This is a genomic window from Nonomuraea endophytica (assembly GCF_014203235.1).
GTDB lineage: Bacteria > Actinomycetota > Actinomycetes > Streptosporangiales > Streptosporangiaceae > Nonomuraea > Nonomuraea endophytica.
Genome location: NZ_JACHIN010000020.1, coordinates 143,475 through 168,327 on the forward strand (window position 1 = coordinate 143,475; position 24,853 = coordinate 168,327).

Consider the following 24,853-nt stretch of genomic DNA (forward strand, 5'->3'; position numbering starts at 1 on the left):
GCCCGGGTTTCCTCAGTACGGCGCACCGTGGGGTGGCGCCCCGAGCCCGTTGCCTGCGCCGCCGAGGGCGAATGCCTCGGCGGCGGTGATCGCCGGCATCCTGGCGCTGCTCACCGCCGCCATGCTCGCCTGGTTCGCGCTCCACAACGTTGTTTACGCCATCGGGCCCACCGGTGGCTGGTCCAGCGTGGTGCTGCTGAACGTGGCCGGTGGCCTCATCAGTGCCGTGGTGGTGTTGGTCCCGGCGGGATTCACGTTCGCCCGCAGGATTCCCGGCGCGTGGACACTGTGCGCCCTCTGCGCGCTCTATTCGGTGACGCCCTTCGTGATGGCGCCGCTACTGTTCGGCACGGCCTTCGACGTTCAGCTCACGTTCCTGTTCGCCTTCGACGAGGGCGACAGCATCGCCATCGCACTGGCGATCATCTTCGCCGCCCTGACAGCGATCATGGCGGCGATCGCCGGCAGCACGAGGTCGCACCGGCCAACCACCACCCACGAAATGCCGTGACCCCGACACGAGCAGCCCGAACCCCATGGAGATGAGAAGGGTTCACCCCGGCGTGGCCAGCTGGCGGGCCAGGGCCACGATCGGCTTGACGCTGGTGTCGTGGTTGCTGAGGACGATCACCGTCAGCCCGGCGTCGGGGAACACGTCCAGGTTGGTCGCCCGGCCGGGGCCGCTGCCGGAGTGGCCGACGACCCGCCGGGTGGCGGTGACGGCCTCGGTGTGGCCGTAGCCGTAGAACTGGATTTCGCCGTCAACGGCCGGCCTGTCGGCCGGGCCGAGCGCGTGCTTGCCGCTGGTGACGATCCGGGTGTACGCGGGACTGAGCAGCCGGTTGTCGTGCAGGGCGGTCGCGAACCGGAGGATGTCGGGCGCGGAGGAGAACGCGCCGTGGTAGGGGCTGCCGATGTAGGGCAGCCAGGGTGTGGTGGTGATGTCCACGCGCTCGCCGGAGGGCTGGGTCATGTAGCCGTGGGCGATGCCGCGATCGGCGCGCACCGCCGGCCTGGTGTAGAAGTCGGTGTCGGTGAGGCCGGCCCGGGTGAACACGTGCCGGCGCACGTAGTCGTAATAGGACTGGCCCGACACCTTGGCCACGACCTCGCCGAGGATGAAGTAGCCGTCGTTGCTGTAGCCGTACTGGGTGCCCGGGGTGAACCGCAGCGGCAGCGTGCGCAAGTAGGACGTCATGCCCCGCCAGACGTCGTCTTCGCTGTCCCATTCCTCCTCACCGGGCGGGCGCTGGTTGGTCTGGCCCGGTCTGCCCGCGCCGGAGGTGTGGGTGAGCAGCTGGTGCAGGGTGACCTTCGCGACGTCGGCCGGGAAACCGTCGAGGTAGGCGCCGAGCTTCTCGTGGAAGGCCAGCTTTCCCTCCTGCGCGAGCCGCGCGATGGCCACCGCGGTGTACGACTTCGTCATCGACGCCAGGTCGAAGCTCGTCTTCGTGTCGTTGGCCACCTTCCGCGCCTCGTCGGCCAGGCCGTGGGACCTCGTCAGCACCGGCTTGCCCCGGTAGGCCACCAGGATGGTGCCGGAGAACTGGCCGGCGGCGCCGCGTTCGGCGACGAACCGGTCGAAGCGCCCGCCCGGCAGGAGGTCGCGCGGCAGCCGGCGTACCGCGTCGTCCGCGCCGGCGCTGCCGGCCGTGGTGAACACGCCCGCGACGGCGACTGGCGCGGCGCCGAGCAGGCCGAGGATCGATCGTCGTGATGGGACGGTGGGCACAGGTGTTCCTCTCATCGGGTCAGTGACTCGTAGACGGCCGTGGCGATCTCGCCCTGCGCGATCTCGACGACGCGCTGCAACTCCATCGCCTCATCGAGGGAGCCGACGGGCGTGTTCATGAACTGGGCGAACACCACCAGCCGGTCGTCCGGCAGCACGACGTAGCCGGCCAGCGCCTTGTTCAGGACCTTGCCCTGGCTGGCCGTGCCGGTCTTGGCGAAGACCCGGCCCGCGGCGGGCGAGCCGGGCAGCACGTGGGCGATCGACCCGTCCCGCCCCATGATCGGCATCGCCTGCCGGTACGCGGTGAAGTCCCGGCGCCGCGCCATGTGGCTGAGGAACTGGACGAAGAAGTCGGAGGTGTAGCGCTCGTCCACGGGATCGTCGGGGTCGAGGCCGAACCGCCGGAACAGCTCCCGCTGCAACCGTTCGCCGGTCGCCTTCGGGGTGTCGGGGTCGCGACCGGCGGTGGCGCCGACGAGGTAGGGGAAGTGGGCGGTGTGCGGGTTGGAGCTGACCTTGAGCATGACCTTCACCTGCTCCGACAGCGGCGGGGACACGTGCTCGGCCAGCGGTTCCCGGCGTCCCTTGCCCGATGCGGCCCTGCCGTCCGTGACGCGTACGCCGGCCTCGCGCAGCGCCGCGCCGAAGGCGATCTCCGCGAAACGCACCGGATCCGGCACGTAGTACGGGGCCACGACCGGCTGCCCGCCCGGCCGCACGTCGCCGGTGAGCCGCACGGTGCGTGTCCGGCCCGCCGCCGTCGGCACCTCGGTGAACGTCAGCCGCCGCACGGGGTTCAGGACCGTGGTGACCTCGTTGAGCACGGTCAGGTACGCGGGGTTCGGCGACACGCGCAGCCTGGCCGGAGCACCGGCATGGCCACCGGGCGTCACCACGACGTCGATGATGTTGTCGTTGATCATCATGGGCGAGACCGGGATGGAGATGTTCCCGTTCGCGATCCGCTCGCTGCCCTGCCGGAACAACGAGGCGTCCACGATCACCCGGCCCTCCACCCTCCGGATCCCGCGGCGCGCCACCTGCCGGGCCAGGTGGCGTACCTGCTGGAGGGGGTCGCCGGGAACCAGCGCGGTCGCGCTGCCGTAGGAGTGGTCGGGCACCGGCAGGGCGAGCTTGCCGTGCGGCCGGATCCTCGGCCCCAGCAGCAGGTCACCGTCGGCCACGAGCACCAGGTCTCCCTTGAGGACACCGTGGACGACCGGACCGGTGCCGTGGACGGTCGTGCGGAAGCGGCGATCGGCGCCGAGTGCGGCGAAGGCGGAGCCGGCGATGAACACCTTGAAGGCGGAACCGGCGACGAACCGCTGCTCGGGGTTCAGGGAATAGACGGGCCCCGCCCCGGCCAGCTGGAACCGCATGCCCCAGTGGGAGCCGGTGAACTCGGGCCGCTTGGTGATCTCGGCGATCCTGGCCGCGAGCGAACGATCGGCGCGTACCGGCGCGATGGCGGGCAGCCCCGCGGCGGCGACGGGAACCGCGCCGAAGAGCTTGAGCACGCTACGGCGTGAGTGGTTGCCCGTCACAGCAGCGACACCGCCTTGTCCAGCGCCGTGTCACGGCCGGCGGACAGGTCGGCGGCGGTCGTCGGGGCGAAGTGGTCCGGCGCGACGCCGATCGTGTTCACGATCTCCTTGTTCGCCATGATCCCGTGGTACTTCGGCAGCATGACGAGGGTTCCGTTGTCCAGCTTGTACATCTCGCCGGGGCCGGAGACCATGCCCGCGGTCCGGGTGCCGACGAGCGTGCCCAGCTTGAGGTCTTTCACCGCGCTGGAGAACGAGTCGCACGCCGACGCGCAGCGCCGGTCGGTGAGCGCGACGAACGGCAGTTTCAGCAGCTCGACCGAGTCGTCGGTGCGCTTGGGCGTGCACCGGCCCTTGACGTCGCACAGGTAGCCGAGGATCTTGCCGTGCGCGAGCGAGCCGAGCAGCTTGCTGACCGCGTCGGGGCTGCCGCCGCCGTTGCCGCGCAGATCCAGGATCACGCCCCTCACCTGGGTCTTCGCCCGCATGCCGGCGATGGCGGCCAGCACCTTGTCGGCCAGGTCAGGGGCGAAGCCCGGCAGGCTGACGTACGCGACGTCGTCGTCCACGAGCCGGGACGTGATGTCCCTGGGCGACATCGGGTACCGGGCGCCGGTCACGGCGGCGGTGAACGTCCGGCCGGTGGCGGGCCGGCGCACGGTGAGCTTGGCCGTCGAGCCGATCCGGCCGTCGGTCACCCAGGACAGCGCGCCCCTGTTGAGGACCCCGTTGGTGAACAGCGGCACGCCGTTGACCGCCAGGACCTCGTCACCCGGCTTGAGACCGGCCTTCTCGGCCGGGCTGCCCGCGTCGATCCCGGTGGCGTACGCCGGTTCGGCGGCCACCGGGTCGACGGCGCCGGGGCCGGCCGTCACGGACAGGTTGAGTCCATAGGCGCCCGGGAGGAACGTGTCCACCCACCGCGCGTGGTTGTCGTCAAGTTTGTCGACCATGGCCTTGATGGCGGCTCTGCCGATGGCCTCGCGGGCCTTGTCGTCCGGCAGCGCGTCGGAGATCCGCTGGTAGACCCTGCCGAACGCGGCCCAGTCGGCGGTCTTGCGGCCGGTGAGCGCCGGCAGGGTGGCGTCGGGCTGGTCGAGGCCGCGGCGCTGCATCTCCTGCGTGAGCGCGGCGAAGGCCGGCACGAGCAACGTGCGGCTGTCGAGCACCGGCCCGCTGTAATAGTTGTCGAAGATGCAGTGATAGGCCTGCTTCACGGTGGCGAGCGTGGTGGGCGCGGGCGTCGGCGGCTGTCCGGGGACGGCCTTGGCGCAGGCCGCCGACCGCTCGGCTAGGGCGGGCGTGGCACCCGCCGTGGCGAGTACGACCGCGCTGATGACGAGCGAGCGCCATCGGTGTTTCATGAGATCCCCTTGCTACCCGTGGATGTCCGGCGACAGCGAGTTCTACGCGAGAAGGGGTTTCGGCATGGTTTCAGGCGCGATGAAACGCCACCGAAACCAGGGCCCGGCGATACTGGCACGTGTGCGAGTGCTGGTCGTCGAGGACGACGAGGAAATGGCCCACACCGTGGCCACCGGGCTGCGGCGGGCGCGGATGGCCGTCGACGTGGCGCTGGACGGGACCGGCGGCCTCGAACGCGCGCTGCACATCAGCTACGACGTGATCGTGCTGGACCGCGATCTGCCCGGCACGCACGGCGACGACGTGTGCGCGGAGCTGATCGCGGCCGGGTGCCGCAGCCGGATCCTGATGCTGACCGCGGCGGCCAGCACCGAGGACCTGGTCGACGGGCTCGGCTTCGGCGCGGACGACTACCTGCCCAAGCCGTTCGACTTCCGCGTGCTCGTGGCACGGGTCGGCGCGCTGGCGCGGCGGGCCCACCCCGCCGCGCCGCCGGTGATGCGCCACGACGATCTGGTGGTCGACACGGCTCGGCGCCTGGCCATCCGCGGCGACCGGCCGCTGGAGCTGGCGCCGAAGGAGTTCGGCGTGCTGGAGCTCCTGCTCGCCGCGCAAGGCCGGGCGGTGTCGGCCGAGGAACTCCTGGAACGCGTGTGGGACGAGGCGACCGACCCGTTCACCAACGCCGTGAAGATCACGATCAGCCGACTGCGCGCCAAGCTCGGCGACCCGCCGGTCATCGAGACCGTCGCCAAGAGCGGCTATCGGATCTGATGCGGGCGTTCATCCGGTATCTGCCGCGCCGTACCGTGCGACTGCGACTGACGCTGCTGTACGGCGGGCTGTTCCTCCTCTGCGGCGCCGGCCTGCTGACGGCCACCTACTTCCTGGTACGGCATGCCGTGATGTCGTCAGGCAGGGTACGCGTGTTCCGGCACCCCCTGGCCCCGCCGGCAGGCTCGCCTCCTCCGCCCAGCCTCGAGGAGGCACTGGCGGCCCAGCGGCAGGAAGTGCTGGACCAGCTCGTGATCCAGTCCGGGATCGCCCTGGCCATGATGGTGGTGCTCGCGCTCGTGCTCGGCTGGTGGGTCGCCGGCCGCGTCCTGCGCAGGCTGAGCACGATCACCACGGCCGTACGGAAGATCTCGGCGACCAACCTGCACCAGCGCCTCGCGATGGCCGGCCCGGACGACGAGCTGACGGAGCTCGGCAACACGTTCGACGACCTGCTCGACCGGCTCGACACGTCGTTCCAGGCACAACGCCAGTTCGTGGCCAACGCCTCGCACGAGCTGCGCACCCCGCTCGCCCGCCAGCGCACGATCGGCCAGGTGGCGCTCGACGACCCGGACGCGACGGCGTCGTCGCTGCGCGCCGCGCACGAGCGGATCCTCGCCGCCGGCGTCCAGCAGGAACGGCTGATCGAGGCCATGCTCACCCTGGCTCGCGGCAACACCGGCATCGACGTCCGCGACCCCTTCGACCTCGGCGAAGTGGTCACCGGCGTCGTCGAGGTCCGCCGCCATCCGGACATCGCGCTGCGCGCCTCGATCGCGCCGTGCCCGGTCTCCGGGCACCGCGCGCTGACCGAACGGCTCGTCGTGAACCTCGTCGACAACGCGATCCGCTACAACGTCGCCGGCGGGTGGGTCGAGATCTCGTGCGGCTCAGGCGTGCTCAGCGTGACCAACACGGGGCCGGTGGTGCCCGAGGCCGAGGTCGAGCGGCTCTTTCAGCCGTTTCAGCGGCTCGGGCGGGCTCGGACGGGGCACGGGCTGGGGCTGGGGTTGTCGATCGTGCGGGCGATCGCCAACGCGCACGACGCTCGGGTGACGGTGACACCGCGGCGCGAGGGCGGGCTGGCCATCCTGGTCAGGTTCGCCTGAATTCTTGTTCCTCGGTGCCGGCAGCAGGGGGTGAGGGCCCGTGCTCTCCCACAAGCCGTCACAGCTAGGAGAGGACGGGTCGTGACCGAAGCGGCCAGGCCGGTGATGGAGGGGAACCAGCGCGGGTGCGGGTGGTCGTCGGTGACGGTGGCCACGGCCTGGTTGGTCGCCTCGTTCCACCCGGCGCCGGTGGCGATCCAGGCCACGAACAGGGTGATCAGGATGAGGCCGGGCACGACGGTGCCGGCCATGAAGCCGTATTTGGCGACCTTGGTGGCGAAGTGGTTGCTGACCAGCGCCACGGCGGTGCACAGCCAGAACGCCACGAAGCCGGTGCGTTTGCCGAACGCCTCGCCGACCCACACATACACGCCGCCCTCCCGCTTGCCGAACGCGCCGCCGAGCTCGGCGGCCACGAGCCCGACCGGGATCAGGAACAGGAAGGTGGAAAGCCGATGTGGGCGAACATCGTCAGCTCTTCCTTGGCCATCATCGCCGGCCCGCGCCGCGAGGTGACGATGGAGGCGGCGGTCACCCGCCCCAGGGTGGAGACCGCCATGTACCTGGCGCTCTGCCCCCGCTTCGGGTGTCGTTCATGACGGATTTCCCTGCCAGGACAGTGATCAGAAGAGCGACAGCCCGCTCGTCCTGGCGAAGGTCTCCAGCGCGATCGTGGCCGAGACCGAGTTCCCGTGCGTGTCCAGGCCCGGCCCCCAGGCCGCGACACTGCACTGTCCCGGCACGATGGCCAGGATCCCGTAGTCGGCGACTTTGCCCTCGCCGATGTGCGGTGTGGCCGCGGTCACCGCCTGCCCGACAAGCCTGTCGTAGTCCGTCAGTGGTGGAACCCGATCCGTGACACATCCGCCGGCAGCTCGGCGGGCTTGCCCGCGGTCAGCCGGTGCAGGGCGCGGCGCAGGTCCTCGGCCAGTAGTGCCGCCTCGTCCATCCCGATGCCGTGCCGGATGAGGATGCGCTGGATGACGGTGTCCTCCTGGTCGGCGGGCAGCGGGTAGGACGGCACCTGCCAGCCGCGCATGCGCAGCAGGTCGGTCAGGTCGTACAGGGAGAACCCCGCGTCCGCGGGGTCCTTCAGCTTGTAGGAGATGGCAGGCAGCGCGCCCTGCCCGTCGTAGAGCAGCTCGAACGGCCCCATGGCGGCGACCTGCTCGCCCAGGAACCCGGCGGTGGCGGCGCAGGCCTCGTACACCTCGCGGTAGCCCTCCTTGCCCAGGCGCTGGAACAGGTAGTACTGCGCGACGATCTCGCCGCCGGGGCGGGAGAAGTTCAGCGCGAAGGTCGGCATGTCGCCGCCCAGGTAGCTGACCCGGAAGATCAGTTCTTCCGGCAGCAGTTCCGGCTCGCGCCACACCACCCAGCCCACTCCGAGGGGGGCCATGCCGTACTTGTGGCCGGAGGCGTTGATGGAGGCCACCCGCTCGACCCGGAAGTCCCACACCAGCTCGGGATACAGGAACGGGGCGATGAACCCGCCGCTGGCCGCGTCCACGTGGATCGGAATGTCCAGCCCGGTCTCGGCCTGGATCCGGTCCAGCTCGGCCGACAGCTCGGCCACCGGTTCGAAATCGCAGGTGTAGGTGACCCCGAGGATCGCCACGACACCGATCGTGTTCTCATCGACGTACTCGGAGAGCTGGTGCGGCCGGAGCCCGGTCGCGCCCTTCTCCAGCGGCACCTGGCGGATCTCGACGTCGAAATAGCGGGCGAACTTGTCCCAGCAGATCTGCACCGGGCCTGCCACGATGTTCGGCTTGTCGGCCGGCTTGCCCTCGGCCAGGCGTCTTTGCCGCCAGCGCCACTTCAGCGCCAGCCCGCCGAGCATCGCCGCCTCACTGGAGCCGGTCGTGGAGCAGCCCATCGGCGCCACTCCCGCCGGGGCGTTCCACAGGTCGGCCAGGATGTTCACGCACCGCGACTCGATCTCGGCGGTCTGCGGGTACTCATCCTTGTCGATCATGTTCTTGTCGAGGCACTCGTTCATCAACCGGTGCACCTGCTCGTCGGACCAGGTGGTACAGAACGTCGCCAGGTTCTGCGAGGCATTGCCGTCCAGCAGCAACTCGTTGTGGAGCAACTGGTAGACGGCCTCAGGCCGCGACGCCTGCTCCGGCATGCGGTTCTTCGCGGCGACACTCGTGCCCACCGGGCCCGCGAAGAGGTCCGTGGCGTCCTCGGCCTGCTTGTGAGCCCTGGCCTTGTGCAGCGCCATGACCATCCCCCATCCGGCAGAACATTTTGATCATGGGAGACATCCCCGACAAAGCATCAACACAGCGGCACAACCGGCCAATAAGCCCACCAAAAGGGCTCCAGCCCGTCTATCACCCAGGCGTGCACGGAGGCGTTGTCGTGCGGCTGCCAGATGCTCGGAGGTCAGCGGACGGTGAACAGACTCTGGATGGCCACGGCGGCCGCGCCACGCGCCCACTGCTCGAACGGCCGGGGGCGGCTACACCTACCTCAACATCGACGCCGGCTGGAACGCCACCCTCGACTGGACCTTCCACTCCGACGCCAACGGCATCCCCAACCTCGACAGCGGCCGTTTCCCGAGCGGCATCGGCCCCCTGGTCTCCTACGTCCACGGCAAAGGCCTGAAGATCGGTTTGTACGGCGCGGCCGGCCTGGAGAAGGAGGCCTACGACAAGGCGGCCCCGATCATCGGCACCTCCTGCACCACCCGTGACATCGCCGTCCAGCCGCTCACGCCGACCAACAAGTGGGGCGGCAACTGGAAGATCGACTACGCCAAGCCGTGCGCCCAGGCCTACATCGACTCGATCGCCGCCCGATACGCCTCCTGGGGCATCGACTTCGTCAAGATCGACGGCGTCGAGGCCGCGAACGTCCCCGACATCAAGGCCTGGTCGCAGGCGATCGACAGGACCGGTCGCCAGATGTGGCTGTCGGCCAGCGCGTGGCCGGTGGAACTGGCCGCCGGCGACGGGCTGCGGCCGTGGGCCAACGGCGTACGGATCGACACCGACATCGAGTGCTACTGCGACACCACGGCCACGTGGGCCAATTCGGTCGACGACCGCTTCTCCGACCTGCCGAACTGGCTGAGCAAGCTCGACCCGCCCGGGTACTTCCCCGACCTGGACGCGATGCCGATCAACAACAACACCGGCAGCGGCCTGCAGGACGGCCTGAACGACGTGGAACGGCAGACCGTCATGACCTTCTGGTCGATGGCCTCCTCGCCGCTGTACGTGGGTGGCGACGTGTACTTCATGGACGACAAGGCGATCTCCATCCTGTCCAACCCCGAGGTGATCGCGGTCGACCAGGCGTCGGTGCTGCCGATCCAGGTCAACGGGCAGGTGTGGAAGAAGGTGGTCGGCGACAGCACGTATGTCGCCGTCTACAACCTGGGTTCCTCGCCGGCCGACGTCACCGTCGACTTCGCCGACCTGGGTATCTCCGGACGGCCTGCCGTACGCGATGTGGCCGCCCGCACCGACCTGGGCGCCTTCGCCGGCAGATGGACGGCCGCGGCCGTGCCCGCGCACGGCTCCAGGCTGATCAAGATCTCCGCCGTGGGGAGCGGCACCGGTTTCGAGGCCGAGGCCGGCGCCTTGGCGGGCCCGGCCCGCGTCTCCGGCTGCCCGGCCTGCTCGGGCGGGAAGAAGGCCGGCTACCTGGGGAACGGCGGGTCCGTCACGATCGGCGGCGTGCCGGGTGGCGGCAGCCGTACCGTGCGCTTCACCTACGTCAGCGGCGACCCTCGGCCAGCGGACATCTCGGTCAACGGGGGAGCGCCGATCCGGGTGGACTTCGCCTCGACCGGATCGTGGAACAGCGTCGGCGTCAAGGACGTGACGCTCACGCTGCCCAACGCCACCAACTCCATCACGATCGGCGGCTCCGCCTACGCCCCCGACATCGACCGCATCGATCTGTGAGCCGCACCCGGTGAATCCAGCTCCGCGGGGCGACCCCGGCCGCCCCGCGGGCACCGAGCGCGGCTGCGAGCTCCGACCATACTGTTGCACATGAGTCGCAACTACGAAGGAGCTGCCTTATGCGCGACGCCAACCCGCCCGTACGCAGGTCGCTGTTCCTGCACGCCCCGATCCGCCGCACACCACGGGTGATGCTGGAGCAGATGCTGGCCCTGGTGGACGACGGCACGCCGGCGGACGGCCCCGGCGGCCCGGTCGCGGTGCTGGAACGCCGGTTGGCCGAGTTGCTCGGCAAGGAGAGTGCGCTGTTCTTCCCCAGCGGGACGATGGCGCAGCAGGTGGCGCTGCGCCTGCATGCCGACGATCGCGGGCGCCGTACTTTCGCCGCACATCCCCAGTCGCATCTGGAGGTGTGGGAGGAGCAGGGCTACAACGCCGTGCACGGACTGCGGATGCGCCGTGCCGGGGACCCGCACGAGCTGATCACCGTCGGCGACCTGGCGGCGATCGGCGAGCCGCTCGCCGCGGTCGTCTGGGAGCTGCCGCAGCGCGATCTCGGCGGCCTGCTGCCCGAGTGGGAGGAGCTGTGCGCGCAGGTCGAACTCGTACGTGCCACCGGCGCCGCCGCGCACCTGGACGGCGCCCGGTTGTGGGAGGCGCAGACCTATTACCGGCGGCCGTTCGACGAGATCGCCGCGATCTTCGACACCGTCTACGTCTCCCTCTACAAGAGCCTGCAGGGCGTGCGCGGTGCGGTGCTCGCCTCCGACGCCGCCACGATCGACGCCGCCCGCGTGTGGCGCCAGCGGCTCGGGGGCGGCATCCGGGACGCCTGGCCGCTGGCCCTGGCCGCCATGGTCGGCTTCGACACCCTGGCCACGCGCATGCCCGACTACCGGGAGCACGCCGTCGCCATCGCCGCCGCGATCAACGCCGACGGCGCCGCCCGGGCCCATCCCGACCCGCCGCAGACGCCGCTGTTCCACGTCCATCTGCCGGCCGGTCGGCGCGCCGTCGAACGAGCCGGCGAACACCTTCTCGCCGAGCAGGGCATCCAGTTGTGGGGCCGGGTCCGCTCCGCGCCTGATCCCGGCCGCTGCAGCTTCGAGATCAGCGTCGGCGACAACTCCATGGACTTCACCCCCGCGGAAGTGGTCACCCTGATCCACGAACTGCTCGACCGCGCCCGGAGTTCGCCTGCCTGATCGCCGGGCGGGAAGGCCCGTCGGCGAAGAGGCTGAGCCGCCGGAGAAGGCGAGTAGCACCGGCGCCACGGTGGCTTCTTGCTGTGCCTGCTTGTTCACGTCTTAATGAGAAGCGTTGACAACCGTCCAATGCCGATTTGTCGCATCAACCGATGAATTCTGTTGTCGGATTTTTTCAGGATTCGCGGTACATTTTGCGCACGCGCGTGCCCACCCCTCAGCCAGAGAGCGTGAGATGACATGGACACACAGGCCGTACGCAGCGGTGACCTCACCTGGGCCCAGCGCGACTGGTTCTTCTGGGTGCCCCTCGGCGCCCCCGCCGCCTTCGAGGCCAACCAGAACCCCCGGATCCCCGGCTTCGGCGCCGGCCGCGCGCACGTGGTCGCCGCGGTCCGCGACCTGCTCCTGCGCCACGAGGGGCTGCGGACCCTGGTGACCCGCGAGGGCGGTGCGCTGAGGCAGCACGTCCTGCCCGTCGACGGGGCGCGCCTGGCCGAGGCGGTCGTCGTCACGGACGAGGAGCCCGGTGGCCCGGTGACGGCGGCCGCGGTGAGGACCGCCTTCGATCTCGGGACGCGGTGGCCGGTCCTGTTCGTCCTCCATGTCGCGGGGGAGAGGGTGCGCGAGGTCGGGATCGTCCTCGACCACTCCGCGGTCGACGCGTGGGGCATGCGCGTGCTCTGCGGCGACCTCGCCACGGCGATCAGGGCGCGGGCCCGAGGGCGTGAGCCGATGTGGCGGAGCGAGGCGGAGCAGCCGCTCGACGCGGCGAGGTGGGAGGGTTCGGTCGCCGGTGAGCGGTATCGGGTGCGAGCCGAGGAGCGCTGGGCGCGCACCCTGACCGGGCTGCGGGAGTCGCTGGGCGACCACGGGCCCCGGGACAGGGGCGCGGTGGCGCTGTCGGCGCGGCCGTACCACTCGTGCAGGCTGGCGTCGGGACGGCTGGCCGCCGCCGCCACCGACCTGGCCCGTACGGCGGGCGGCTCCGTCTCCGCCGCCTACCTCCACGCCTTCGGCGCCACGATCTGCGAGGTGGAGCGGTCGCCCGCGGCGGGGGTGTTCGCCTTCGTGCTGAACAGGCCCTCCGCGGGGGCGATGGCCTCGGTGCGCAAGACGATCATGCACACGCCGGTGGCCGTGCCCTCCGTGGACGCGGCGCCGTACGGCAAGGCGGTCGCCGCGACGGCCGCGAGGCAGTTCGACGGCCACCGCTTCGCCAACCTCGACCCGCACGTGTCCGAACGGCTCTGCGCCCACCACCTCGGGCCCCATCACAGGACCGGCGTGGCCTTCGCGAGGTTCAACTTCATCGACGACTCGGTCGTCGGCCCCCTGGCCAACTCCCGGTCGCTGGACGCCGAGGGGATCCGGTTCCAGGATCCGGCGAGCCACGGGCGCGTGACCTTCGGGGAGGCGCACATGGACGGCTCGGAGTACCTCCTGACGGTCCAGCACGGCGCGGCGGGCGCGCTGCTGACGCTGTCCTGGCGCGAGGACACCGGATGGGGCCCGCACGCCGAGGGGATGCTGCGGCACATCGAGCGGCTGATGGTGTGGGGGGCGTCGGGGGCGGCCGAGAGGCTTCCGCAGTTGATGAATAGTTGAAAACTGTCAGATAATTTCACTATCATCTCGACAGATTGAAAGCTGCTTGTCGACTTCTTGCGTAGTCGTGTCGACTTGATTCATTCTCGTGCTGACGAGAGCCCGGCCGCCGGCACCAGCTTCCTCGCCCTGGGAGTCGGCTCGCTGACCGCCCACCTGACCTCGATGACCAGCGGACCCTGAGCCTGCGGGAAAGGACCACCGCACCGTGATCCACCACCCGACCGAGCCGGACCTGTGGCTGACGGACGTCGCCGACACCGACCACTTCCCCGAGGAACACCGCGACGACCTGCGCGCGGTCGCCACCTGGGCCCGCGAGTACCTCTGCGAGCCCCTCCAGGACCTCGGCAGACGAGGCCCCGTCTGCCCGTACGCCCAGGGCTCCATCGACAGGCGCCGCTTCTACCTCACCGTCCGGCTGGGCACCCCCACCACGGTGGCGGAGATCGTCGCGGCCATGGAGCCCTACCGCTCCTGGTTCGCCCAACTGGCGCCCGGGCGGTGCCCCGAGTCGCTGCACACCGCCGTTCTCGTGCTCTTCCCGGGAGTACGTGATCACCTGGCGCTTATTGACGCGGCGCAGAGCCGCCTCAAGGATCACTATGTGTCCCACGATCTGATGATCGGTGAGTTCCACCCGGGCCCGCCGGACAAGGGCGGCCTGTGGAACCCGGAGTTACGCCCGCTCGCCGGCCCCGTGCCGATGCTGGTGATCCGCCACATGGTGCCGACCGACCTGCCGTTCCTCGTGGGCGACCCCGGACATCTGGCCGCCTACCGCGAGCTGCACGGCCACCACGTGCCCGCGAGGCTGCGCGGCGTCCTCGCGGAGGGGTGACCATGCGACAGCCGGCACCGCCCGGTGAGCCATCGGCCGGACGCCCACTCAGCCCCGCGCAGGAGCGGCTCTGGTCGCTGCAGCGCGCGGGGCTCGACGGCGCGGTCTACGTGGTCTGGATCGCGCTACGGATCAGCGGGCCCCTTGACGCCGCCGCACTGCGCGGAGCCCTCGGCCGGCTGATGGCCAGGCACGAGGCGCTGCGCTCGGCGATCGTCGCCGACGCGTCGGGACGGCCCTTCCAGGTGGCGCGCGAAGGGCTGGCCGTACCCCTGGAGGTGGCCGACGTCGCCGAGGCCGACGCTCTCGCGGTCGCCGAGGGCTTCCTGGCCAGGCCGTTCGAGCTGGAGACCGCGCCGCTGGCGCGGGCGCTGCTCATGCGGCTGGGTGCGGAGGAGCACGCGCTGGTGTTCGTCGTCCACCACTCGGTGTGCGACGGGCCCTCGCTTGAGGTGATCCGGCAGGAGTTCTTCCAGCTCTACCAGGGCCTTGGGCTTCCACCTCCGCCCGTGCCGCCCGCCGCTGAGGCGGTCGACCTCGACGAGGCGCGTGAGTACTGGCGGGGTGAGCTGGAGGGGGCGCCGGCCCTCCTCGACCTGCCCCTCGACCGGCCGAGGCGCGCGCGGACGAGCTCGCGGGGGCGCCGGCACAACGTCGAGCTGCCGGCCGCGCTGCTCGACGGCGTGCGTACGGCCGCGCGCGAGTCCCGGACCAGCGTCTTCATCGTCGTCCTGACGGCGTTGGCAGTCGTGCTGTCGAGGTACGCCGCCGAGGAGGAGGTGGTGATCGGGGCGCCGGTCAGCGAGTGGGGCGAGCGGGAGCGCGCGGTGGGGATGTTCGTCAACACCCTCGCCTTCCGCGCCGACCTGCGCGGGAACCCGACGCTCGCCGAGGCGCTCGTCAGGGTCAGACGGAAGGTGCTGCGCGGGCTCGGGCACCGGGCGGTGCCGTTCGACGAGGTGGTCGAGCTGGTGCGCGAGGTACGGGACGCGCGGCACCATCCGGTGTTCCAGGTGATGCTCGTGGTGGACACGCCGCCCGCCGGGGTGCCGGAGGGACCGCCCGGCCTGACGGTGACGAGCTGGGAGCTGGTGCCGGCGGTCGCGAGGTTCGACCTGACCGTGGTGGCCACCGTGGGGGAGAGCGAGGGCAGGCTGGCGCTGGACTACGCGGCCGACCTGTTCGACGAGGCCACCGCCGTACGGCTGGCCGACGACCTGGCGGCCGCGCTGACGGTCGTGACGACCGCGAGGGAGACCAAGGTCAGGGACATCCCGCTGCCCAGCGTCGCGCGGGCGGACGCGGACGTGCCGCCCTTCGACTACCGGCCCGCGCACGAACTGGTCGCCGCGATGGCCGCCGCCGATCCCGCCGCCCCCGCCGTGGTGACCACGGACGGCACGCTCGACTACGCCACGGTGGACCGGCGGGCGAACCGGCTGGCCTGGCGGCTCCGTGAGCGCGGAGTCGGCGCCGAGACGTCGGTGGGCGTCGCCCTCCCCGCGGGCGCCGACGCGGTGGTGGCCATCTTGGGGGTGCTCAAGGCGGGCGGCGCCTACGTGCCGCTCGACCCGGCCCAGCCGCCGGCCAGGCTCGCCGCGATGCTGGCTGACACGGGGGCGCGGCTGGTGGTGGGCGGCGCCGTACCCGGGTGGGAGAGCCTCGCGCTCGACGGCGGCGAGGCCGCCTCGCCTCCCGGCACGACGTGCCCGCCCCAGCGGCTCGCCTACACCGTCTTCACCTCCGGCTCCACGGGCCGTCCGAAGGGGGTCGCCGTCACGCACGGCACGCTGGCGCGGCTGTCGGCGGAGTTCAGGCACGCCCATGGCTGCTTCACCGCCGGGCAGCGGGTGCTGATGCTGCCGCCGCTGACGTTCGACGCCTCCGTCGGCGACCTGTTCCCCGCGCTGACCGGGGGCGCGGCGCTCGTGCTCCACCCCGATCCGGCCGCGCTCGGCGGCGGCGCGCTCGTCTCGTTCTGCGCCGCGTACGGCGTGACGGCCGTGGACGCGGCGGCGCCCCAGTGGCGGCAGTGGACCGAGGACCTCAGAGGCACCCACGTACCCGACACCTGGCCGGTGACCACGATGATGGTGGGCGGCGAGCGGGTTCCGGTGGAGACGCTGCGCGAGTGGGCGCGGGTGACCGGTGGGCGGCTGGCCTTCCACAATCACTACGGCCCGACCGAGGCGACCGTGTGCGCCACGGTCCACACGACGGTCGACGGGTCGGAGTGCGGCGAGGCGCCGTACCTCCCGATCGGACGTCCGCTGCCGCACGTGCGGGTCCACGTGCTCGACCGCCACGGCGTCCGCGTCCCGCCCGGCGGGCGCGGCGAGCTGTACCTCGGCGGCGACTGCCTGGCCAGAGGCTACGCCGGCGCGCCCGCCCGCACCGCCGGCCTCTTCCTCCCCGACCCCTCGGCATCGTCGCCCGGCGCCCGCGTGTACCGCACGGGCGACCTGGTGCGGCAGCGGGCCGACGGCACGCTGGAGTTCCTCGGCCGCGCCGACCGCCAGATCAAGCTGCGCGGCCGACGCATCGAACCCGGCGAGATCGAGGCCGCGCTCACCGCCCATCCCTCGGTACGCGCGAGCGTCGTGGTGGTCAGGGACGACCTGCCGGGAGGCGCCGCCCTCGTCGCCTACCACGTCCCCGCGGGGCCGTCGGCCCCGCCCGAGGAACTGCGTGCCTTCCTGCGGACCTCGCTACCCGACTACCTGATCCCGAGAACGTTCGTCGAGCTGGACAAGCTGCCCCTGACCACCCACGGCAAGGTGGACGAGCACGCCCTGCCCGCGCCCGGCCACGACGCGGTCTCGCGCGGGCACGCCGAGCCGGAGGGCGAGGTGGAGATCGTGCTCGCCGCCGTCTGGGCGCGCGTGCTCGGGGTGGAACGGGTCGGTCGCCACGACGGCTTCTTCGATCTCGGAGGCCACTCCCTGCTCGCCGCCTCCGTGGCGGCCGAGTCCGAGCGCGCCCTCGGCGTCAGCGTGCCGGTGCGAGCCGTGTTCGACGCCCCCGACCTCGCCGGCCTCGCCGCCGCCGTGGCCGGAGCTGAGCCGGTACGCGAGTCCGTCGACCTGGACGCGGAGACCGCGCTGCCCGGCGATCTCCGGGTGCGCGGAGCACGGACAGGACCGCCGGAGCACATCCTGCTGACCGGCGCCACCGGCTATCTCGGCGCCCACGTCCTCGCCGAACTGCTCGCCAGGAGCCGGGCGAGGGTCCGCTGCCTCGTCAGGGCCGCCTCTCCCGAGGCCGCCACCGCGCGGCTGACCGAGACGCTGCTCCGCCACGGCCTCAAGGGTGACGCCCACCGCGTGGAGGCCGTGCCCGGCGACCTGACCAGGCCGAGGCTCGGCCTCGACGATGAGCGCTACGCGTCCCTGGCCGAGGAGAGCGACCTGATCTGCCACGCCGCCAGGCTCGTCGACTTCGTCCGGCCGTACGGCCGCCTGCGCCCGGTGAACGTCGGCGGCGTCCTGGAGATCCTCCGCCTGGCCACGACCGGCACCGCGACGCCCGTCCACCTGGTGTCGACGCTCGGCGTCTTCCTGGGGAGCACGGGCACCGTGACCGAGTCCACGGCCCCGGCCCCTCCCGGTGGGGCGTACTACCTCAGCCGCTGGGTGGCCGAACGGCTGGCCGTGGCCGCCCGCGAGCGCGGTCTGCCCGTCTCGATCCACCGCCCCGCCAGGATCGGCGGCCACAGCCGCACGGGACGCTGGCACACCGGCGACCACTTCAGCAGGATGCTCGTCGGATACGTCCAGCTTGGCCTGGTTCCTGAGCTGGAGCACGAGGAGGACCTCATCCCCGTCGACCACGTGGCCGCCGCGGTCGCGCGCCTGGCGCTCGACGGTGTCCGCGCCGACCTCCACTACGTCAACCACGCGACGGTCACCTACGGGGAGATCGCGGCGGCCCTGGCCGAGGCGGGCGGCGCCGTCGAACAGGTCCCCTGGCCGACGTGGATCGCACGCGCCAGAGCACGCGCGGACGAGGGCGGTGAGTTCGCCGTCACGCCGCTGCTGCCGACGCTGCCCGACGACCCGCCAGACCCGGGAAGGCCCCGCTTCGACTGCTCGGTCACCGAGAGCACGCTCGCCGAAGCGGGCATCCCGGCGCCGGCGCACGCACGCGACCTCGTCCGTGCCTACGCCGCCTTCCTCGTCGGAGGCCGCGCCGGGAGCGCGGGATGACGGGCCTGACGGCGCGCCGTTTCGCCGTGATCTGGTCGGCCGAACTCGTGTCGGTGATCTGTTCGAGCCTGACCGCGTTCGTGCTGAGCGTCTGGGTCTACCAGGAGTCGGGCTCGGAGACCCAGTTCGCGCTCAACCTTCTCTGCGCCACCCTGCCCGGGCTGCTGATCGGCCCGTTCGCCGGGGTGATCGTCGACAGGTTCGACCGGCGCCGGGTGCTGGTCCTGGCCGACGCGGGCGCCGCGCTGGCGACAGCCGTACTGGCGGTGCTCGCGCACACGGGCAATCTGCAGGTCTGGCACGTCTACCCGGCCACCGCCGTCGCCGCGATCTGCGGGACCTTCCACGTGACCGTCTACCAGGCCATGACCCCGCTGCTGGTGCCGGAGCGCCACCTGGGGCGCGTCAACGGCCTCATGCAGACGACGTTCGCGCTCCAGGTGGCGGCGCCGATCGTCGCGGGCGCCCTGATGGAGGCCATCGGCCTGCGCGGCGTGTTCGTGCTCGACCTGCTCTCCTTCGTGCTGGTGGCGTGCGTGGTGCTGTCGTCCAGGCTGCCCGCCGGCCTGCTCCGCCCATCAGGTACGGCACCGCCCAACTCCTTCCGCGCCGACCTCGTCCACGGCTTCGCCCGCCTGCGCACCGGGGGGCTGCTCGGCCTGGTCGGCGCCTTCACGGTGTTCACCTTCGTCTTCGCGTCGGCGGGCATGCTGATCCGGCCGCTCATCCTGGCGTTCGCGTCACCGGCGACGCTGGGCGCGCTGGTCTTCGCCGGTGGCGCCGGGCTGTTCGCGGGCAGCCTCGCGATGGGCGCGTGGGGCGGACCGAGACGCAAGGTCGTGGGCGCGGGCATCTTCATGGGGCTCGGCGGCGTCGCGCTCGCCGCCCACGCGCTGAGCCCCTCGGTGCTCCTGATCGCGGTGGTGGCGCCGCTGTTCCTGTTCACGATCCCGGTCGTGAACGCCTGCTTCACGACCGTGATCCAGTCCAGCACCGAAGCGGCCGAGCAGGGGCGCGTCCTGGCCTCGGCCAGAACCCTCACACAGGCGGCCATGCCCCTCGCCTACCTCGCGGTCGCCCCGCTGACCGAGAGGCTGGCGGAGCCCGCGCTCATGCCGGGAGGCGCCCTGGCGGGCAGTGTGGGCGCACTGATCGGCACGGGGGAGGGGCGGGGGATCGCCCTGGTCTTCCTGCTGGACGGGGCGCTGCTGGTGGTGCTGGCCGTCGTGACGCTGGCCGTACCCCGGCTGCGTGGGCTGGGCGCGCGGCCGGAGGAGGAGCCCGCCACCGTCACCTAGAACGGCCGGACCCCGCACACCTCAGCCCTCATCACAGAACGGGACATTCATGCCGCTCGATCTCACGCCCGAGGAGTCGGAGCCCTACTTCAGCGGGCAGGCGCCGGGCCCGCACCTCGACGTGATCGCCGCCATGGCCACGCACGCGGCCGCCGCCGGGCTCAGGCTCGGCGTGTTCGACGCCCTCGCCGAAGCCCCGGCACCCGCGGCCGACCTCGCGGGCAGGCTCGGCGCCGATCCGGCCGCGCTGGAGGTGCTGCTCGGCGCGCTGGCCGCCACCGGCTACCTCGCGCGGGACGGCGACCGGTACGCGGCCACCGGCACCGCGCGTTCGCTTCAGGGCTACGGCGACAGCCTGCTGTTCTGGCACGACGTCCTCACCGGCATGTGGGGCGGCCTGGAGGAGTCGGTCAGATCGGGAAAGCGGCAGGGCGACTTCTACGAGTGGATCGCCGGACGCCCCCAGACCCTCGCCCGCTTCGAGGGCATCCTGCGCGGCCAGGCCGGATGGCTCAGCGAGGAGATCGTCGCCCTCGCGCCGCCGCCTGCGGGGGCCACGCGGCTGCTCGACCTCGGCGGCGGGCACGCGCGCTACAGCATCGCCTACTGCGCGGCCGGGCCGGAATTGCGCGCGACCGTGGTCGACCTGCCTTCGGCGCTGGTGGCGGGGCGGGCCGCGGTGGTGGAGGCGGGGCTGGAGGAGCGGGTCGAGCTGCGGGCGGGGGATCTGCTGGAGGCGCTGCCGTACGTGGGGCAGGACTGCGTGCTGCTGTTCAACCTGCTGCACGGGTTCACCGCCGAGCGGGCGGAGGAACTGGTGCGCTCGGCGGTGGGGACGCTGCGTCCAGGGGGGAGGGCGATCGTGCTCGAACGCGATCCCGCCGGGCGGGGTGATCCGGTGGCCGACGCGTTCACCAGGATGTTCGCGCTGAACCTGCACCACACGCAGGGCGGCGTGCTGCATCCGCTGGAGCGGATCGCGGGCTGGCTGACCTCGGCGGGGTGCGCGCCACCGGAGACGATGGACCTGACCCGCTCGCCCGCCCACCGGCTCCTGGTGACGACCGCGACCTGAGCGGTACACCGTGTACGGCGCAAGCCCGGCCTCTTCTTCACCAGGACGATGTCGGCGCGTCGACGGCCTCTTGCCCGCCGTACTGGGCGTAGAACCACGAGAACCCGGTGGGCCTGACCTATCTGGCGGCGGGCACGATGGGCGGCACGGGCGTGTCGGCCGAGCGGACCAGGCGGGGTCCGGCGGGCCCGAACACCTCGCGGGGTTCGGGGAACCACGACAGCAGCGCCAGGTAGAGCAGCGCGGCCAGGGCCAGGCCGATGGGCAGGGAGACGTCCACGCCTCCGGCCAGGCCGCCGAGCGGGCCGACGAACTGGCCGGGCAGGTTGACCGACAGCAGCGCCACCAGCGCCGAGACGAGCCAGGCGGTCATGGCCCGCCAGTTCCAGCCGTGGGTGAACCAGTAGCGCCCGCCCCGCTGGCGGCGGTTGAAGACCTGCAGCGCCTCGGGGTCGTACCAGCCGCGGCGGGTGACGTAGCCGATCGTCATGATCACCATCCATGGGGCGGTGCAGGTGATGATCAGGGTGGCGAAGGTGGAGATGCTGGCGGTCAGGTTGGCGGCGAAGCGGCCGATGAAGATGAAGACGATCGACAGGGTGCCGATGAACACCGTCGCGCGCACCCGGGAGAAGCGCGGGAAGACGCTGGAGAAGTCCAGGCCGGTACCGTACAGGGCGGTCGTGCCGGTGGACATGCCGCCGATGAGCGCGATGAGGCAGACGGGAACGAAGAACCAGCCGGGGGAGACGGCCAGCAGTCCGCCGACGTAGTTGGGGGCGGCGGGGTCGACGTACGGCGCGGCCTTGACGGCGATGATCGAGGCGGTGGCCAGGCCGAAGGTGAAGGGCAGGATGGTGGCGATCTGCGACAGGAACGCCGCGGCCATCACGCGGCCCTTGGGCGCGGAGGCCGGGATGTAGCGTGACCAGTCGCCCAGGAAGGCGCCGAACGAGACCGGGTTGGACAGCACGATCAGCGCCGCCCCGATGAACGACGGCCAGAACAACGGGTCGCCGGAGGAGATCGGGCCGACGTATCCGGGGTCGAAGTCCCCGGCGAAGGCGACGGCTCCCACGGCGAACAGCAGGGACGCGGCCACCACGGCGATCTTGTTGACGAACAGCATGAAGCGGAAGCCGTACACGCAGACGACCAGGACGAGACCGGCGAAGATCGCGTAGGCCAGCCCGCGCATGACGTCGTTCTCCGGCAGCCCGGCCAGGCGGTGGGCGCCGCCGACGAGCGCGTCGCCGGAGGACCACACGGAGATCGAGAAGAAGGCGATGGCCGTCAGCAGCGACAGGAACGAGCCGATGATGCGGCCGTGCACGCCGAGGTGGGCGCTGGAGGAGACGGCGTTGTTGGTGCCGTTGAGCGGGCCGAACAACGACAGCGGCGCCAGGATGAGCGAGCCGACGACCAGGCCGAGCACCGTCGCCGCCAGACCGTGCCAGAACGACAGGCCGAACAGGATGGGAAAGGCGCCGAGCACGCAGGTGGAGAAGGTGTTCGCGCCGCCGAAGGCCAGCCGGAACAGGTCGAAGGGTGTGGCGCTGCGGTCGGCGTCGGGGATGCGGTCGACACCGTAGGTCTCGATCTCGGTGATGGTGCTCACGGCGACTCCCGGGGGGTGTTCAGGGCGAGGAGGCTGACCAGGTCGTAGGCGACGTGGGCCGCGGCCACGGAGGTGATCTCGGCGTGGTCGTAGGCGGGGGCCACCTCGACGACGTCGGCGCCGACGATCGCGCGGTCGGCCAGGCCGCGCAGGATCTCCAGCAGTTCCCTGCTGGTCAGGCCGCCCGCCTCGGGGGTGCCGGTGCCGGGCGCGTGGGCGGGGTCGAGCACGTCGATGTCGACCGAGATGTACAGCGGGCGGTCGCCGACGCGCTGGCGCAGGATGTCGACGACCTCGTCGACGCCGCGGCGCATGACGTCGGAGGAGGTCAGGATGCCGAAGCCGAGGCGCCGGTCCTCCTCCAGGTCGCGCTTGCCGTACAGGGGGCCGCGGATGCCGACGTGGCTGAGGGCGGAGGTGTCGAGAAGGCCCTCCTCGACGGCGCGGCGGAAGGGGGTGCCGTGGGTGTACGCGGCGCCGAAGTAGGTGTCCCAGGTGTCGAGATGGGCGTCGAAGTGCAGCAGCGCGACCGGGCCGTGCCGCTCGGCGGCGGCGCGCAGCAGTGGCAGCGCGATCGTGTGGTCGCCGCCGATGGTCACCAGGCGGGCGTCGAGGGCGGCGGCCGAGGCGGCGATGGTCTCCACGGCCTCGCCGATGTCGAAAGGGTTGCAGGCGATGTCGCCGGCGTCGGCGACCTGGACCGTCTCGAAGGGGGAGAGGTCCAGGGCCGGATGGTAAGGGCGCAGCAGGCGCGAGGCCTCGCGGACGGCGGCCGGTCCGAACCGCGCGCCGGGCCGGTAGGAGACGCCGCTGTCGAAGGGCACGCCGACCACGGCGACGTCGGCGCGGCCGACCTCGTCCAGGCGGGGCAGCCGGGCGAAGGTGGCGGGCCCGGCGAAGCGCGGGATCTTCGAGGAGTCGAGCGGCCCCCGGGGCATGTCGTGGTCCTTTCGCGTGACAGGTCCTTTCCGGAGAGTGTGCAATCCCCGCGCCGGACCGGACAATTGTGGCCGCCATGGAATAGCTGCCTATGCTTTGTGGGTGACCACAAAAGTTTCGGTGGAGGATCTGGTCCGCTCGCCCGCACTTCAGCTGCGGGTGCTGGCCGGGCGGGCCGGTCTGTCGCGGTCGGTGTCGTGGGCACATGTCAGCGAACTCGACGACCCGACGCCCTGGCTGCTGGGGGCCGAGGTCATCATGACCACCGGGATCGGCGTGCCACGCGGGGCCGCCGAGCAGCGGGCCTACCTGGAGCGGCTGGACGACGCGGGGGTGTCGGCGCTGGCGTTGTCGGCCCAGCTGCACGTGCCGCCGCTGCGTCCGGAGTTCACGGCCGCCGCCGAGGAACGCGGGATGCCGGTGCTGGAGGTGCCGCTGGCGGTGCCGTTCATCGCCATCGCGCAGGAAGTGGCGGCGGCCGTGCAGGAGGACGCGCGCCAGCGGCTCGGCGCCCAGCTGCAGGTGTTCGGAGCGCTGCGCTGGCTGGCGGCCGAAGACCTCGACAGCGCGACCCTCGTGCGGCGGCTGGAGCGCTTGTCGGGCTACGACGTCTACGCCTGCACACCTCAAGGACGGCCGCTGCTGGACGGCGTGCCCGTCCCCGACCTGGCGGTCATCCCCGCCGAGCCCGACGCGCCGCCCACGATCGCCGGCGGGTTCGTGCTGCCGGTGCCCGCGCCCGGCGGGCCCGCCGGCTTCATCGTCGCCTTCGAGCGGGAGGGCGCGCGGCCCGCCGGGCTGGCCGTCGCCCAGCACATCGCCACCGTCGCGGCCCTGCGCGTCGCCATGGAGCGCCACGACCGCGAGACCCTGCGCCGCGAAGGCGCGGAGACGCTGGCCGAACTGCTGCAGGACGTACTCGATCCGGCCACCGCACGCCGCCGCCTGGGCAGGCTCGGGCTGACAGGCGAGATGGTCCTGCTCGTGGTGCGCGGCGTGCCGGGCGAGTCGCTCCTGCGCGCCCTCGACGAGGTCCCGCACCTGCTGCTGCGCCGCGGAGAGGACCACCACGTGCTCGGACCCTCCGCCGTCTGTACGGCGGTGGCCGCGCTGCCGGGCCTGTCCGCGGGAGCCTCCCGGCCCTTCCCGGCGGGAGAGTCCACCCGGGTGGCACAGCGGGAGGCGGGCTGGGCGGCCACCCGCTCGCGCGAGTCCGGCAAGCCGCTCGTGCACTACGGCGAGGACACCACCGGCCGGTGGCTGCCGGACGACCCCTGGACACTGAACGCCCTGGTCGAGCACGTGCTGGGACAGGCGCTGGCCTACGACGCGGCGCACGGCTCGCAGCTGGTCACCTCGGTGCGTACGTGGATGGAGCGGGACAGGCGTACCGAGGAGGCGGCGCAGGCGCTGCACGTCCATCCGAACACGCTCGCCTACCGGCTGCGCCGCTTCGCCGATCTGACCGGGCGCGATCTGTCGTCCAGCGCCGCGTTCACGGAGGTGTGGATGGCGATCCGGGCGGCCAGGGAGCTGGACATGTGATCGTGAGGCGGTGTGGCGGTCGTTCTCGCAAGGTGGGGCAATAGATCCGACACCGTCATGCAG

At 71.8% G+C, this 24,853-nt stretch carries 19 protein-coding genes and 2 pseudogenes; 13 read left to right on the forward strand and 8 right to left on the reverse strand.

The features are described from left to right. Positions 1 to 85 precede the first annotated feature (85 nt). A complete protein-coding gene (locus HNR40_RS47185; RefSeq protein WP_221341683.1) occupies positions 86 to 511 on the forward strand; it encodes a hypothetical protein in 426 nt (141 codons plus the stop codon). A gap of 42 nt (positions 512 to 553) precedes the next feature. Here HNR40_RS47185 and HNR40_RS47190 read toward each other — a convergent pair whose 3' ends face one another. The 3 genes from HNR40_RS47190 to HNR40_RS47200 are packed head-to-tail and all read right to left on the reverse strand — an operon-like array spanning position 554 to position 4,643. Then, positions 554 to 1,732, reverse strand: a complete 1,179-nt coding sequence (locus HNR40_RS47190; RefSeq protein ID WP_184973663.1) for a serine hydrolase domain-containing protein — start codon at positions 1,730 to 1,732, stop codon at positions 554 to 556. 11 nt (positions 1,733 to 1,743) lie between these two features. Further along, the gene (gene dacB, locus HNR40_RS47195; protein ID WP_184973665.1) at positions 1,744 to 3,279 is read right to left on the reverse strand and encodes a D-alanyl-D-alanine carboxypeptidase/D-alanyl-D-alanine endopeptidase; all 1,536 of its coding nucleotides are present in this window, start codon (positions 3,277 to 3,279) and stop codon (positions 1,744 to 1,746) included. Next, positions 3,276 to 4,643 (reverse strand): S41 family peptidase, encoded by a 1,368-nt coding sequence (locus HNR40_RS47200; protein WP_184973667.1) that lies wholly within the window; start codon positions 4,641 to 4,643, stop codon positions 3,276 to 3,278. The genes dacB and HNR40_RS47200 overlap by 4 nt, the downstream gene beginning before the upstream one ends. 121 nt (positions 4,644 to 4,764) lie before the next feature. Between HNR40_RS47200 and HNR40_RS47205 the strand changes: the two genes are divergently transcribed. Together HNR40_RS47205 and HNR40_RS47210 are read left to right on the forward strand one after the other, a co-directional pair. Continuing rightward, positions 4,765 to 5,418: a response regulator transcription factor gene (locus HNR40_RS47205; protein WP_184973669.1), complete on the forward strand. Its 654-nt coding sequence runs from the start codon at positions 4,765 to 4,767 to the stop codon at positions 5,416 to 5,418. Further along, complete coding sequence (locus HNR40_RS47210) at positions 5,418 to 6,530, forward strand: sensor histidine kinase (RefSeq protein ID WP_184973671.1); 1,113 nt, start codon at positions 5,418 to 5,420, stop codon at positions 6,528 to 6,530. The genes HNR40_RS47205 and HNR40_RS47210 overlap by 1 nt, the downstream gene beginning before the upstream one ends. A 350-nt stretch (positions 6,531 to 6,880) precedes the next feature. Here the strand turns inward: HNR40_RS47210 and HNR40_RS57670 are convergent. Next, positions 6,881 to 6,946 (reverse strand): annotated as a pseudogene (locus tag HNR40_RS57670) (hypothetical protein); the annotation flags it as partial. Positions 6,947 to 6,985: 39 nt separating this feature from the next. Between HNR40_RS57670 and HNR40_RS57675 the strand changes: the two are divergent. Next, positions 6,986 to 7,129 carry a hypothetical protein gene (locus HNR40_RS57675; RefSeq protein WP_312896792.1) on the forward strand — a complete coding sequence of 48 codons (144 nt, stop codon included), beginning with the start codon at positions 6,986 to 6,988 and terminating at the stop codon, positions 7,127 to 7,129. Between the two features lie 24 nt (positions 7,130 to 7,153). Here the strand turns inward: HNR40_RS57675 and HNR40_RS56890 are convergent, their stop codons facing one another. Next, positions 7,154 to 7,336 (reverse strand): glutaminase, encoded by a 183-nt coding sequence (locus HNR40_RS56890; protein WP_312896793.1) that lies wholly within the window; start codon positions 7,334 to 7,336, stop codon positions 7,154 to 7,156. 29 nt (positions 7,337 to 7,365) lie between these two features. Continuing rightward, positions 7,366 to 8,760 carry a glutamate decarboxylase gene (gene gad / locus HNR40_RS47225; protein ID WP_184973673.1) on the reverse strand — a complete coding sequence of 465 codons (1,395 nt, stop codon included), beginning with the start codon at positions 8,758 to 8,760 and terminating at the stop codon, positions 7,366 to 7,368. A gap of 247 nt (positions 8,761 to 9,007) precedes the next feature. Here gad and HNR40_RS55705 point away from each other — a divergent pair. The 8 genes and pseudogenes from HNR40_RS55705 to HNR40_RS47260 all read left to right on the forward strand — a co-directional run. Beyond that, positions 9,008 to 9,829, forward strand: a pseudogene (locus HNR40_RS55705) (glycoside hydrolase family 27 protein); the annotation flags it as partial. 45 nt (positions 9,830 to 9,874) lie between these two features. Then, the gene (locus tag HNR40_RS55710; protein ID WP_312896795.1) at positions 9,875 to 10,456 is read left to right on the forward strand and encodes a hypothetical protein; all 582 of its coding nucleotides are present in this window, start codon (positions 9,875 to 9,877) and stop codon (positions 10,454 to 10,456) included. Positions 10,457 to 10,575: 119 nt separating this feature from the next. Beyond that, positions 10,576 to 11,661, forward strand: coding sequence for a threonine aldolase family protein (locus tag HNR40_RS47235; protein WP_184973675.1), 1,086 nt, complete (start codon positions 10,576 to 10,578; stop codon positions 11,659 to 11,661). Positions 11,662 to 11,901: 240 nt separating this feature from the next. Further along, a complete protein-coding gene (locus HNR40_RS47240) occupies positions 11,902 to 13,269 on the forward strand; it encodes a condensation domain-containing protein (protein WP_184973677.1) in 1,368 nt (455 codons plus the stop codon). A 208-nt stretch (positions 13,270 to 13,477) separates the two neighbouring features. Beyond that, on the forward strand, positions 13,478 to 14,110 hold the full coding sequence (locus HNR40_RS47245) for a DUF6875 domain-containing protein (RefSeq protein WP_184973678.1): 633 nt from the start codon (positions 13,478 to 13,480) through the stop codon (positions 14,108 to 14,110). A 2-nt stretch (positions 14,111 to 14,112) separates the two neighbouring features. Next, positions 14,113 to 18,315, forward strand: coding sequence for a non-ribosomal peptide synthetase (locus tag HNR40_RS47250; RefSeq protein WP_184973680.1), 4,203 nt, complete (start codon positions 14,113 to 14,115; stop codon positions 18,313 to 18,315). Beyond that, the gene (locus HNR40_RS47255) at positions 18,312 to 19,613 is read left to right on the forward strand and encodes an MFS transporter (protein WP_184973682.1); all 1,302 of its coding nucleotides are present in this window, start codon (positions 18,312 to 18,314) and stop codon (positions 19,611 to 19,613) included. The genes HNR40_RS47250 and HNR40_RS47255 overlap by 4 nt, the downstream gene beginning before the upstream one ends. Before the next feature lie 49 nt (positions 19,614 to 19,662). Next, positions 19,663 to 20,688, forward strand: a complete 1,026-nt coding sequence (locus tag HNR40_RS47260) for a methyltransferase (protein ID WP_184973684.1) — start codon at positions 19,663 to 19,665, stop codon at positions 20,686 to 20,688. A gap of 118 nt (positions 20,689 to 20,806) precedes the next feature. Here the strand turns inward: HNR40_RS47260 and HNR40_RS47265 are convergent, their stop codons facing one another. Beyond that, positions 20,807 to 22,306, reverse strand: a complete 1,500-nt coding sequence (locus HNR40_RS47265) for a purine-cytosine permease family protein (RefSeq protein WP_184973686.1) — start codon at positions 22,304 to 22,306, stop codon at positions 20,807 to 20,809. Then, on the reverse strand, positions 22,303 to 23,244 hold the full coding sequence (speB, locus tag HNR40_RS47270; RefSeq protein ID WP_184973688.1) for an agmatinase: 942 nt from the start codon (positions 23,242 to 23,244) through the stop codon (positions 22,303 to 22,305). Before speB ends, HNR40_RS47265 begins: the two co-directional genes overlap by 4 nt. A gap of 103 nt (positions 23,245 to 23,347) precedes the next feature. Between speB and HNR40_RS47275 the strand changes: the two genes are divergently transcribed. Next, positions 23,348 to 24,790 (forward strand): PucR family transcriptional regulator, encoded by a 1,443-nt coding sequence (locus HNR40_RS47275; RefSeq protein WP_312896794.1) that lies wholly within the window; start codon positions 23,348 to 23,350, stop codon positions 24,788 to 24,790. The last annotated feature ends 63 nt before the right edge of the window (positions 24,791 to 24,853 follow it).